Origin of the sequence: Pandoraea communis, assembly GCF_902459745.1 — a bacterium.
GTDB lineage: Bacteria > Pseudomonadota > Gammaproteobacteria > Burkholderiales > Burkholderiaceae > Pandoraea > Pandoraea communis.
The window spans coordinates 163,590-176,425 of the sequence record NZ_CABPSJ010000004.1; the positions used below are offsets into that span (position 1 = coordinate 163,590).

General features: G+C 63.9%; 11 protein-coding genes. 5 read left to right on the top strand and 6 right to left on the bottom strand.

Annotated elements, in window-relative coordinates; genetic code table 11:
* Entirely contained in the window at positions 1–591 is a 591-nt protein-coding gene (locus PCO31110_RS15390) for a helix-turn-helix domain-containing protein (protein ID WP_010804041.1), read from the bottom strand.
* 212 nt (positions 592–803) lie between these two features.
* Between PCO31110_RS15390 and kbl the strand changes: the two genes are divergently transcribed.
* Together kbl and PCO31110_RS15400 are read left to right on the top strand one after the other, a co-directional pair.
* A complete protein-coding gene (gene kbl, locus PCO31110_RS15395; protein ID WP_010804042.1) occupies positions 804–2,021 on the top strand; it encodes a glycine C-acetyltransferase in 1,218 nt (405 codons plus the stop codon).
* 2 nt (positions 2,022–2,023) lie between these two features.
* Positions 2,024–2,989, top strand: a complete 966-nt coding sequence (locus PCO31110_RS15400) for an NAD-dependent epimerase/dehydratase family protein (protein WP_010804043.1) — start codon at positions 2,024–2,026, stop codon at positions 2,987–2,989.
* An 18-nt stretch (positions 2,990–3,007) separates the two neighbouring features.
* Here the strand turns inward: PCO31110_RS15400 and PCO31110_RS25700 are convergent, their stop codons facing one another.
* A complete protein-coding gene (locus tag PCO31110_RS25700; RefSeq protein ID WP_174977240.1) occupies positions 3,008–3,151 on the bottom strand; it encodes a hypothetical protein in 144 nt (47 codons plus the stop codon).
* Between the two features lie 380 nt (positions 3,152–3,531).
* Here PCO31110_RS25700 and PCO31110_RS15405 point away from each other — a divergent pair, with 380 nt between their 5' ends.
* Positions 3,532–4,476 (top strand): hypothetical protein, encoded by a 945-nt coding sequence (locus tag PCO31110_RS15405; RefSeq protein ID WP_150690809.1) that lies wholly within the window; start codon positions 3,532–3,534, stop codon positions 4,474–4,476.
* Between the two features lie 75 nt (positions 4,477–4,551).
* Here PCO31110_RS15405 and PCO31110_RS15410 read toward each other — a convergent pair whose 3' ends face one another.
* On the bottom strand, positions 4,552–5,871 hold the full coding sequence (locus PCO31110_RS15410) for an ABC transporter ATP-binding protein (RefSeq protein ID WP_010804045.1): 1,320 nt from the start codon (positions 5,869–5,871) through the stop codon (positions 4,552–4,554).
* Between the two features lie 10 nt (positions 5,872–5,881).
* Positions 5,882–7,621, bottom strand: coding sequence for an ABC transporter permease (locus PCO31110_RS15415; protein WP_010804046.1), 1,740 nt, complete (start codon positions 7,619–7,621; stop codon positions 5,882–5,884).
* 498 nt (positions 7,622–8,119) lie between these two features.
* Here PCO31110_RS15415 and PCO31110_RS15420 point away from each other — a divergent pair, with 498 nt between their 5' ends.
* On the top strand, positions 8,120–9,715 hold the full coding sequence (locus tag PCO31110_RS15420) for a tetratricopeptide repeat protein (protein ID WP_010804047.1): 1,596 nt from the start codon (positions 8,120–8,122) through the stop codon (positions 9,713–9,715).
* Between the two features lie 62 nt (positions 9,716–9,777).
* On the opposite strand, the gene PCO31110_RS15425 is transcribed toward PCO31110_RS15420, so the two are convergent.
* Together PCO31110_RS15425 and PCO31110_RS15430 are read right to left on the bottom strand one after the other, a co-directional pair.
* Positions 9,778–10,848, bottom strand: a complete 1,071-nt coding sequence (locus PCO31110_RS15425; RefSeq protein ID WP_010804048.1) for an AI-2E family transporter — start codon at positions 10,846–10,848, stop codon at positions 9,778–9,780.
* A complete protein-coding gene (locus tag PCO31110_RS15430; RefSeq protein ID WP_150690810.1) occupies positions 10,835–11,794 on the bottom strand; it encodes a LysR family transcriptional regulator in 960 nt (319 codons plus the stop codon). Before PCO31110_RS15430 ends, PCO31110_RS15425 begins: the two co-directional genes overlap by 14 nt.
* Positions 11,795–11,976: 182 nt before the next feature.
* On the opposite strand from PCO31110_RS15430, the gene PCO31110_RS15435 reads away from it, so the two are divergent.
* Positions 11,977–12,756: a TerC family protein gene (locus PCO31110_RS15435; protein WP_010804050.1), complete on the top strand. Its 780-nt coding sequence runs from the start codon at positions 11,977–11,979 to the stop codon at positions 12,754–12,756.
* Positions 12,757–12,836: the final 80 nt, after the last annotated feature.

Below are 12,836 nucleotides of genomic sequence, written 5' to 3' on the forward strand. Positions count from 1 at the left end.
TCAGCCGTGAATGACCACCAGCAAGCCGCGTGCCACGGCTTTTCCGACGTTGCGGATGGCATGGGCGCGGTCGGCGGGATAGCGGGCAGTCTCTCCCGGCCTGGCGCGTCGCGCGAAGTGCTCGACTTCGACGTCGACCTGACCGTCGAACACGGTGAAGTGCTCGCGCGTGCCCGGATCGTGTGGCTCCGACACGAGCGCTGCGCCGGGTTGCAGCGTCAGCTCGTACCACTCGAATTTGCCGGCCAGCTCCATCGGGCCGAGGATCTTCAACTGATAGGCGTGCTCCGCCCCCGCCAGCGTGGGAATTTCATGCTTGCCGATCACGCGCACCGGCTCGGGGTCGCCGGTGGGGGCGCCGAGCAATTGATCGAGCCGCACGCCCAGTGCGTTGGCCAGCCGCCACGCCACCGCGATGGTCGGGTTGGCCTTGTCGCGCTCGATCTGCGAGAGCATCGACTTCGAAACGCCGGAAGCGCGGGAGAGCGTCTCGAGCGTCATGCCACGCTCTTTGCGTAGTTGCTGAATCATGTCGCCAACGGGCGGCGGGGCGACCGGGGACATCGTGGACGCCGCGGGAGTGCTTGCCATATGAATTCCGGGATATTAGAATTTTCCAATATATTGAAACTTGTTCAATATAAAGTATAGTTTCCGATAAGGTGAATGGCTGCATGGTAGCAGAGCAAACGGCCCGTTCACGCAAGACTTTCGATACCCGGGCGGCATTCACCGATGCCACCGGAATCTTCGGCCGGCGCCGCACAGCGGCGCCGGCCAACCGCACAAAGGAGATGCCCACGATGACTGCACACACTCCGGAGGCCCGCGAGGGTTTCTATCGCCAACTGACCGAACGACTGGAAGATACGCGCCGCCAGGGCCTTTTCAAGCAGGAACGCGTGCTCATGTCGCGGCAGGGGCCGGAGGTCATGTGCGACGACGGGCAAACGCGCATCAACCTGTGCGCCAACAACTATCTGGGGCTGTCGGGCAGCGAAACGCTCGTCAAGGCGGGGCAGAAGGCGCTGGAAGACTTCGGTTTCGGCCTGTCGTCGGTGCGCTTCATCTGCGGCACGCAAGGCCCGCACAAGGATCTTGAAGCGCGCATCGCCGCGTATCTCGGCACGGAAGACGCCATCCTGTACGCCGCCGCGTTCGATGCCAATGGGGGTCTGTTCGAACCGCTGTTCGACGAGCAGGACGCCATCATCTCCGATGCGCTCAACCACGCCTCGATCATCGACGGCGTGCGTCTTTGCAAGGCGCAGCGCCTGCGCTATGCCCACAACGATATGGAAGACCTCGAGCGCCAGTTGCAGGCGGCCGCCGGGGCGCGTCATCGCATCATCGTCACCGACGGTGTGTTCTCGATGGACGGCACGATTGCCCAGCTCGATCGCATCGTGGCGCTGGCCGAGCAGTACGGTGCGCTCATCATGATCGACGAGTGTCACGCGACCGGTTTTATGGGCCCGACGGGGCGAGGCACGCACGAGCATCATGGCGTGCTCGGCAAGATCGACATCATTACCGGCACGCTGGGCAAGGCGCTCGGCGGCGCGATGGGCGGCTTCACGGCGGGCCGCCGCGAGGTGATCGAGACGCTGCGTCAGCGCTCGCGCCCGTATCTCTTTTCGAACAGCCTCGCGCCGGCCATCGTCGGCACGTCGCTCGCGGTGTTCGACGAACTCGAACATTCGTCGGCGCGCCGCGAGCAATTGCACGAGAACACCGCGTTCTTCCGCAAGGAAGTGGCGGCGCTGGGTTTCACCATCAAGCCGGGCACTCATCCGATCGTGCCCGTCATGCTTTTCGACGCCACGCTTGCCCAGCGCTTTGCGCAGCGACTCTATGAGTTGGGCGTGATCGCCACCGGCTTCTTCTACCCCGTGGTGCCGCAGGGGCAGGCGCGCGTGCGCGTGCAGCTCTCGGCAGCGCATACCCGCGAACATCTGACGCGTGCGCTGGCGGCGTTCGCGCAGGCCGGCAACGAACTCGGCATTCTCAAGCAAGGTTGAACATGGAACGCATCCTCATCATCGGCGCCAACGGGCAGATCGGCAGCGAACTCGTCGAGGCGCTGGCGGCACAGTATGGCAACGAGAATGTTGTCGCCACGGACATCGCACCGGGGCCGTCGCGCCACCCGGTGCACTACGAGACGCTCGACGTGCTCGATGCGCCGCGTCTGGCCGCGCTCGTCGAGCGCTTCGGCATCACGCAGATCTTCCATCTGGCGGCGCTGCTCTCGGCAACCGGCGAGACCCGCCCGCTCCAGGCCTGGACGCTCAACATGAACGGCCTGCTCAATGTGCTCGAGTTGGCGCGTGAGCGCCAAGGGTTGCGGGTGTTCTGGCCGTCGTCGATCGCTGCGTTCGGCCCGCATACGCCGGCCGTCGAAACACCGCAGCTCGCGATCATGGACCCCACCACGATGTACGGCATCAGCAAGCAGGCCGGCGAGCGGCTGTGCGAGTACTACTTCACGAAGTTCGGCGTGGATGTGCGAAGCCTGCGCTATCCGGGCGTCATCAGCTACAAGACGCCCCCAGGCGGCGGCACGACCGATTACGCCATCGAGATATTTCAGGCGGCGCGTCGCGGCGAGACCTACACGTGTTTCCTGAAGGAAGACGCGACGCTACCGATGATCCACATGCCCGATGCCGTGCGTGCCACGCTCGAGTTGATGAACGTGGACGCCTCGCGGCTGCGCGTGCGTTCGTCGTACAACGTGGCTGGGGTGAGTTTCGATCCGGCGACGCTGGCGGCGGCGATTGCGCGCCGCGTGCCGGGCTTCACGGTGAAGTACGCACCGGACTTCCGCCAGGCGATTGCCGAGACGTGGCCGCATACGCTCGACGACACTCACGCGCGCTACGACTGGGGCTGGAAACCGGCCTTCGGCCTGGACGCGATGGTCGACGACATGCTGGCCAACGTGCCGCTGGACTGGCACGCACCGGTCTTGGGAAACGCCGCCTGACGAGGGTTGCCGTACCGCCTACTTCGGGTGATGCACCGCGTAGTAGGCGAGTGCGGCGAGCACCGCACAGGTCACGGCGAAGGCGCGACGGCGCCAGCGGTGGGCCGGCGTGAAGGTGATGACTCGGCCGCGGCCTTCTTCTTTGGAATGGTAGTAGCTCATGTTGCACCTTCTCGGGTCTGATACACGGTCTTTGCCGCGAAACGAACCTGCCCGAGCGTCCATCGATGCGCCCCCCGGCACAGGACAGGCAGGTTCCGGATCGATTATGCGACCGCACAAAAACGACCGCTAATCAGTATCTTTACCGATAGGTGTGGTCTTTTTGATACGGTCACGCCAACGCGTCGCGTGTTTCGACGATGCCTTCGGCACCGGGGTGACACCCGCGTTTTCCCGTCCGCCCCAATCCCCGTGGACCCCCCGGCATTGCTCCGGACAAGTGTCTAGATTCACGAGAATCTTGCGTTGCGAAGGGTGTGCTGAATCCACATTTCCCCGCTTGCGTACTGCCCCGCGCGCTGAAACAATGCCGGAAAACGGTGACCACGCCGATGGTCACCTCCGAGTCGTCGTTCATCACGCCTGGGGAGGGTCGTGCCATGACGCCGAATACGCGCCGCACCATCGCTTGCGGCCAATGCGGAACCGCCATCGCGCGCGCCGCGTTCGTTCTTGTTGCCGCCGGGTTCGTTGCGGCCAACGTCCATGCGCAGGAGGCCATGCTGCGCGCCAACAATCAGGTATGGATCGGTGCCGGTGCCCAGCAGTTGCACTACTGGGAGAACATCGCGCCCGGCAAGAGCGATTCCGAACGTGGCACGACAGCGGCATTCGCGCTGGGTGCATCGACCCAGCGGCAGTTGTTCGGGGTCTCCAATCTCTACTTCAGCGCAGCGGTGCGAGTGGCGCACGGCAACGTCGACTACGGCGGTTATCTGCAAGACTTTGCGGGGCGCGTCATCCGGCCCGATTACCAGATGAAGACGCGCTCGACGGCAACGGACGTCGCGCTCAAGGCCGGTAAAGCCTTTCCGTTTCATCTCGGCACCTGGAATGCGCAGGTGGTGCCCTACGTCAGCTACAGCTACCGCGACTGGATTCGCGACAGCAGCCGCGATCCGTATGGTTTTTACGAGCGCTATCGCCATCACGTGGTTGGCGGCGGCCTCATGGGGCAGCTCGAATTGACGCAGAAACTGGTAGCAACGGCCGACATTCGTGCGGGGGCCATGGTGGGGGCATCGATGACGCTGGCGGGCTCGCAGAACACCTTCAGCCTTGGCAACAAGCCGGTCGTCGTGGCGGGTTTCGGACTCGACTACGCGGTCGCGCGCAACTTCCATGTGAACGCGACGTACGAGTGGTCGCGCTTCCAGTACGGCCGTTCGAGCGTCACGCAGGTGCAGCCGGGCGTGAACGCCTACGAACCCGATTCGAAGACGATCAACCAGACGTGGATGATTGGCGCGGGCTACGCGTTCTGATAAAAGACAACGCCGCGCGGTCGGACGACCCGCGCGGCGTTATTTTTCCGGTAGTCATACCCCGGAGAACTGCGATCAGGTCGCGCCTTCCACGTCCTCCAGACTGAACGTTTCGGTGTGATCGTTATACGAGAAGATCTCGGCATAACGGCCCCAGTTGATGGCGGTATCGAGCGTTTCCTGCGCGAGATCGTCCGACATCGAATCTTCCAGCTCCTGTTCGAAACGCACGCGCGGCGCGCGCTGCCCGCGGCGTTCTTGCAACACCGAACGGATCTTTGCGGCGAGCGGCACGTGACGCAGCAGATGCTCGGCGAACAGCACTTTGCGTTCCTGCGTGCTCACATCCACGAAACGCTTGCCGGCGGCGGTCAGCAGAATGTCGCCTTCCTTGAGTTCCGCGAAGCCCAACTGGTCGAGAATTTCGGCCACCGGGAAGAGGTCGTCCACTTCGAGCAGCAGCGTCTGGGCGATTTCCGGCAAATCGGCGCGGCCGTTGTAGGGCGGGCCGGCGAGCGCTTCGAGCAGACCGGCCATCAGGTTGGTCGACACTTCGTGCAGCGGGCTCGACAATTCCAGCGGTATCTTCTGCGTGGTGTGCGCGTTACGGCGCGACGTCATCAATGCATAGATATCGTCGACCATCTTCCGGAAGGCCGGATCGAGCCGGTTGCGGCGGTGCGGGAACGGCACCTTGATCTCGGCGACCACCCGGCCCGGATTCGACGACAGCACCAGAATCCGGTCGCACATGAACACGGCCTCTTCGATGTTGTGCGTGACGATCAGGATCGACTTGATCGGCAACTGACGCTGACTCCACAGATCGAGCAGGTCGGTACGCAACGTCTCGGCGGTCAGCACATCGAGCGCGGAGAACGGCTCGTCCATGAGCAGCAGCGTCGGGTTGACCACGAGCGCACGAGCGAAACCCACGCGCTGGCGCATGCCACCCGAGAGTTCGCGCGGATAGGCATTTTCGAAGCCGTCCAGACCGATCAGGTCGATGGCCGCGAGCGCGCGGCGGCGGCGCTCCTTCGGCTCGACACCGAGCGCTTCGAGACCGGCTTCCACGTTTTGCAGCACCGTCAGCCACGGGAACAGGGCGAAGGTCTGGAACACCATCGCCACGCCTTCGGGCGGGCCTTCGAGCGGCTGACCAAGGTAGCGGATGTCGCCCGAGCTGGGCTGAATCAGGCCGGCGATGATGCGCAGCAGGGTCGACTTGCCCGAGCCGGAACGGCCGAGCATGCCGACGATTTCGCCTTCATGCAGTTGTAGATTCACGCCATCGAGCACTTGGCGCTCGTCGCCGCCCTTGCGGAAGCCGCGGCTGACGTTGGCGAGCGAGAAGATCTCTTTTCCGGCAATCGGTTGGTGGGTATCGTTCGGCATCACGGTCCCTTCAATTCAGGCGAAGCTTGTTTTCAGCGATGGCGTACATGGGGCGCCACAGCAAACGGTTGAACAATACGACGAACAGCGCCATCACGGCGATGCCCAGCAAAATACGCGGATAGTCGCCGGCGGCCGTGGTTTCGGCGATGTAAGCGCCCAGACCGTGCGCGGCGAGTTTATCGTCACCCCACTGCACGTATTCCGAAACGATGGAGGCGTTCCATGCGCCGCCCGAGGCTGTGATCGCACCCGTCACGTAATAAGGGAAGATGCCCGGCAGCATGATCTGACGCCACCACTGCCAGCCGCGAATGCGGAAGTTGGTGGCGGCTTCCTTGAAGTCGTTCGGGAAGGTGGTCGCCCCGGCGATGACGTTGAACAGGATGTACCACTGCGTACCCAGCACGATCAGGGGCGAGAGCCAGATGTCCGGGTTGGCATGGAAGTGAACGATGGCCACCACGAAGATCGGGAACAGCAGGTTCGCCGGGAACGCGGCGAGGAACTGCGCCAGCGGCTGGATGCGCTCGGCGAGCTTCGGGCGCAGCCCGATCAGCACACCCAGCGGCACCCACACCACGGAGGCGATGGCGATGAGTACGATCACGCGCACCAGCGTGATGAGACCAAGGCCGAACACGCGCAGGATTTCCGGGAAACCGACTTCGGCCAGCACGAACGCGCAGATCTTCCACGCTGCGGTCAGTCCCATCGCTACCAGCAGCGCGGCCCATAGCCAGTCGATCACGCGCGAGAGCGAGGTTCTCGATTCGGAATGGATCGCGACGGGCAGCGAGAACGGCATGCGCATGCGCGCAATCGTGCGCAGCAGCTTGCCGAAGGGGCGCAGCAGGAACTGAATTGCGCGGGTGCGTTGAATGACGTTGAGCACCCACGACTCGGGGGCGGCCTGCGAGACCGTGTCTTCCAGACGGAATTTGTCGGACCACGCGACCATCGGCCTGAACAGGAACTGGTCGTAAATGACGATGACGACGACCATCGCCAGAATCACCCAGCCCACCGCGTGCAGATCGCGCTGCAAGATGGCCGTGGCGAGATACGCGCCAATGCCAGGCAGTGTGACGGTCTTGTCGCCCACGGTGATCGCCTCCGACGCCACCACGAAGAACCAGCCGCCCGACATGCTCATCATCATGTTCCAGATGAGGCCAGGCATCGAGTAGGGCACGTCGAGCTTCCAGAAGCGCTGCCACGGCGAGAGGCGCAGATTCACGGCGACTTCCGCCAGGTCGCGCGGCTGGGTGCGCATCGACTGGTAGAACGAGAACGTCATGTTCCACGCCTGGCTCGTGAAGATCGCAAAGATGGCGGCGCATTCGGCACCGAGCACGCGTCCTGGGAACAGGGCGAGGAAGAAGGTGACGGTAAATGAGATGTAGCCCAGCACCGGCACCGACTGGAGGATGTCGAGCATCGGGACGAGCAGCTTCTCGGCGCGGCGGCTCTTGGCGGCGAGCGTGCCGTAGACGAGCGTGAACAGGAGCGAAGCGACCATCGCCGCGAGCATGCGCAGCGTGGTGCGCAGGGCATATTCGGGCAGGTTAGCCGGGTCTAGCGAGATGACTTCGGTCTGCAAGTCGGCTAGCGGTGCCCAAGTCTGGCGAATGCCCGACGAGCTGACCATCAGGAAACCGATGATGAGCGGGAAGGCAATGAAATCCCAGCGATTGGGCAGCAGGCGTCGCGCAGTGGCGGGGATGAACGGACGGGCTACGCGCGTCATCAAGACCTCGTGTGGATGAGGGTTCGGACGGACAACAGGACTGAAGCGCCGGTATGCGGCACGGCAGCGACGCGGCGCGTGTGCAGGGACGGCAGCGGATGCTACCAGATTGACCCGCAAAATGATGTTAAAGCGCGTGACGTGGGCTGGCAAATTCGGGCATCGATGTCCGAATGTGGTTTTTATGCTGCAATGCGGGATGGCTTGTTTTGACAGGCGATACCCAGGAGGCCGCCGTAGCGATCCGGGGGTGAAGAACCGGTATCCGGAGGACGATCTCGCGGTGCTGCGAGGGCGAAAATGTCACATTGAAGATGTGAACTTTATTCGCGTTGCGCAGACCAATTCCCGCGGCTTGCTTCGTGCCGCGCGGTCGTGTAGTGTGCACCGCTCGATCGGGCCACGGCGCCTGTCGCCGGGGGCAGCAAGTTGCCTCGGCTTTCGTGTAGCTTGCCGGCCCGTCCCCTCCCATTCCCAGACAAAGCAAGGATGCGCCGCATGACGACGCCATTAGATGCGCGTTGCGAGCGTGCACGACAACTGAGTGCCGCCGGCCGGCTCGACGAGGCGATCGCCGAGTTGCGCCTAGTACTGAAACAATCTCCCGAATTTCTCCCCGCTCTCGAAGGACTGGCCTACGTCTCGCTGCGTATGAACGCCTTCGAATCGGCTGCCGACGCGTTCGATCGTTTGATCGCCCTTGTGCCGCAGCCCGGCGCGCAGGCGTGCTTCGATGCTGCCATGGCCAGCCTCCAGGCGGGTCGCCAGATGCGTGCCGAGGCGTTGTTCGAAGCGACGGTGCAGCAGTCGCCGGACGTCATCGGCACGATGCACACCATCGGCCTGACCTGGGCGCAGGCGGGCGACAGCGCTCGCGCGCTGGTCTGGTTCGAGCGCACTGCGGCCAAGGCCCCGGCGCTGTGGCAGGCCCATTTCAACCGTGGGCGCGCCCTTGGCGCACTGGGTCGCTACGACGAAGAGATCGACGCTTACCGTCTCGCCAACGCCATTGCCCCCCAGCAGCCCGATCCGCTGGTGAACCTTGGTGTGGCGCTGCGCGAGCGTCATGCGTTCACCGATGCGTTGCAGTGCTTTCGCGAGGCGGTAAAACGCTCACCCGAGCATGCCGGCGCGCGCACCAACCGTGCGCAGACCAATTTGCTGATGGGTGACTTCGAGCACGGCTGGCATGACTACGAATGGCGCTGGCAAGACGGCGGCCAGCGACGCCGCTTCAGCGACCGGCTCTGGGACGGCCGCGCGCCGCTTGCGGGCAAGACGGTGTTCGTCTACAGCGAACCGGGCTTCGGCGACACGCTGCAGTTTGTGCGGTTCGTGCCGCGTCTCGTCGAGATGGGGGCCAACGTCGTGTTGTCGGTACAGGCGCCGCTCGTCACGCTGCTCGGCGGCTTTGCGCGCCGGGTGACGGTGCTTGGCGAGCACATGCCGGTGCCGTCGTTCGACTGGCAACTGCCGTTGCTCAGCCTGCCGCATCTGCTGAAAGTGGGGGGCAACGTCGCGGTCCATTCGCCGTATCTGCGCTCGAGCGCCGGACGGGAAATGATCTGGCGATCGATGCTCGGTGCCAAGCCGGAGGGGACGTTGCGCGTCGGGTTTGCGTGGCGCACGCGTCCGTTCCCGCCGCACCGCGACGTCGCGCTCGCGCATTGGGCGCCGGTCTTCGGCACGAACGCGCAGTTTTACTCGTTACAGGTCGACGCGACCGACGACGAGCGCGCGGAACTTGCCCGCTACTCCAACGTGCGTGACATTGGGGCGAAGCTGAGCGACTTTGCCGAGACGGCGGCCGTCATTGCGCAGATGGATCTCGTGATTTCGGTCGACACGGCCGTGCTCCACGTCGCCGGTGCGCTGGGCAAACCTGTCTGGGGACTGGTCAACTTCACGCCCGACTGGCGCTGGCAATTGGCGCGCCGGGACAGCGATTGGTATCCGTCGCTCACGCTCTTCCGTCAGCCGCAACGCGGCGATTGGGATGGGGTGATGGCGCAGGTCGGTGCCGATCTTGCCGCCGCTGTACGGGGCGAGTCGGCGGCGGCGCCGGCGCTGCAAGTGGGACAGTCAGCGGCGTAGTCAGGCCGCCCGAGGACGACGCCGTTCGGTTCGGAATGGCGTCGGTCGGGCGTCAACGCGCATTACCCGGCATCGGCTTGGGTGTCGTCGTCACGCAAGCGCGTGTAGATGTTCCAGCTTGCGATGAACAGCGCCGCGATCAGCGGCCCGATCACGAAGCCGGTCAGGCCGAAGAGCGACATGCCGCCGAGGGTCGAGATCAGCACGACCCAGTCGGGCAGTTTCGTATCCTTGCCGACCAGAATCGGGCGCAACACGTTGTCCACCAGACTCACGATGGTGCCGCAGAAGACAAACAGCACCACTCCCCTCCAGATTTCCCCCGAGAGCAGCAGCCAAACCCCGACGGGCACCCACACGACCGCCGCGCCTACGGCGGGCAGCAGTGAGAGGAATGCCATCACCACGGCTGCGAGCACGTAGCCCTGAATGCCGAGTACCGCGAAGATGAAGCCGCCGAGTGCGCCTTGTGCTACGGCAACGGCGATGTTGCCCTTGACCGTCGCGCGCACGACGGTGGTGAACTGCCGGATCAGCAAGCTCTTGTGGCGCTCGTCGAGCGGCAGGGCACGGCGTACCGTCGCGCCGATCGCGGTGCCGTCGCGCAGCAGGAAGAACAGCAGATAGAGCATCACGCCGAAGCTCACGAGCAGTTGGGCCGTGTTCTGGCCGATGCTCACGAGATACACCGCCACCAGGCGGCCGATCTGCGCCGCGCCGTCGCCGAGTTTCTGCTGGATCGCGTTGACATCCTGCACGCCGGCGAGGTCCATCACACGATGCACGCTCGCGGGCAGGCGGTCGAGCAATTGCTGGAAGGCGATGGTGAGTTGCGGCAGATCGGCGCGAAAGCGAACGAGTGCCGTGCTGATCTCCTGCGTCAGCATGCCCACGACGAGAGTGAGCGGCAGAATCACGATCAGCAGAATCAGCGCGAGCGTGGCGAGGGAGGCCAGGTTCGGGCGGCCGCGCATGCGGATCAGAAGGCGGCGTTGCACCGGCTGAAACAGCACGGCAAGAATCGTCCCCCAGAAGACAGCGCCGAACAGCGGGAACAGAATCCACCCGAACACGATCGTCACGACGAACAGCATGAGGTGGAAGAACTTGCGCTGGTCGCTATGACTTGACATGAGGTTTCCTCGCGGGTGGCGGCGGCACAGATGGCACGCCAGTCGTTCTTATATCAGAAGCGGACGTCGCGCCGATTTCCTGGAGGATTTGCGCCACGAGCGGATGACCCTCGCCGCGTCGAGAGCGAATGGCGTGAATGTCTTCGTGAACATCGTCTGGGCGGCCCAGCCAGCGCAGGCCGCGCAGTAGCGAGACGCCGCCCGCGCCGGCTTCGCTCAGGGGAAAGACGCCCATGCCTCGCGTGGCGAACACCGCCATGAGCGCGCTGTCTTCGAATTCACCGACGATATGCGGGCGAACGCCCTGTGCCTCGAACCATTGATCGAGCCGGGCGCGCAACGCCGAGTGGCCCGTTGGCAGCAACACGGGCAGGTCGGCCAGGCATTGGGGAAACGCGTCGCGCGAGGCATGACGCACGAGCGATGCCGGGCCGTACCAATCGACTGGCGATTCGACCAGACGCTCGCTCGTGAGCCGCAAGGTGGGGTTGTACGGCGCGGGTTGGCTTGCCAGCACCAGATCCAGCTTGTGCAGCGCGAGTTCGGCGAGCAACTGCTCGTGCTCGCCTTCGTGGCACACGAGCCGAAGGGAGGGGGTGCCGAGTATGGGGGCGAGGATCGCGTGGGCCGCCAGCTTGGATATCCCGTCGGCCAGCCCGACCGCCAGCCGCGCGACCCGGCCGCTGGCGGCTTCACGAACTTCGTCGGGGATCGACTGACCGAGACGGAAGATCTCTTCCGCGCGCCGGAAGGCTGCCTGGCCGGGCTCCGTCATGGTGACGCCGCGCCCGGCCGGCTTGAGCAACTGGTGGCCCAGCGACTTCTCAAGCTCGCGCACCTGCGCACTGATCGTCTGTACGGCCATGTCAAGGCGTTCCGCCGCACGGGCGAACCCGCCTTCCTTGACGACGACCCAGAAATAGTAAAGATGGCGGTAGTTCAACATATCGATATGAACTTCGGAAAAACCGAATTGTAATGAAGTATATAACTGGTTTTTGCGAAGCATGAGTTCGGAGATGATGCTGTCCTGAGCCCGCAGCCCACGTTGCATGCGGGAAAACGAAAGGGGGCGCGGCCGCTGGGCGGCAAGTGCCCCGATAACCCTACGGAATCTCTGGCGCACATATGGACTATCTACTTGCTTTAGCGGCTGACCCGGCGGTATGGGCGGCGCTTGTCACGCTGGTGGTCATGGAAGTCGTGCTTGGCATCGACAACCTGATCTTCATTTCCATCCTGACCAACAAACTGCCGTTGTCGATGCGTGCCCGCGCACAGCGAATGGGCATTGGCCTGGCGCTGGTCATGCGTCTGGCGTTGCTCGGCACGGTGGCGTGGATCGCGAAGCTGACGACACCGCTCTTCGATCTGTTTGGTCACGGTTTTTCGTGGCGCGACCTGATCCTGATCGCAGGGGGTCTGTTCCTCGTGTGGAAAGCGACGAAGGAGATGCATCACCATGTGGCGTCGGCAACGGACGAGCCTGCGCACGGTGAAGACGCATCGACCGCGGGTGCGGTAGCGACGATCACCGCTCGTGCGGCCGTGGTACAGATCCTGATGCTCGATATCGTGTTCTCGATCGACAGCATCGTGACGGCCGTGGGCATGACCGAGCACATCCCGATCATGTTCGTTGCGGTGATTGCGGCGGTGACGGCGATGTTGTTCATGGCGGGGCCGCTCTCGCGATTCATCGAGGCGAACCCGACGGTCGTGATGCTGGCGCTGGGCTTCTTGCTCGTGATCGGTATGACGCTGATCGCGGAAGGCTTTGGGTCGCATATCCCGAAGGGTTACATCTACGCAGCCATGGCTTTCTCGGCGTTCGTCGAGGGGCTGAACATGATGACGCGTCGTGCGAAGGCGCGTCGTGAGGCGCAGAAGGTTCGCGTGTTGCACTAAGCGGTGCGGTGGAGAGCAGAGCGAGGCGGTGCCGGTGACGATCGGTGCCGCCACTACGGTCAGCCACGCAAGAAGAAGTC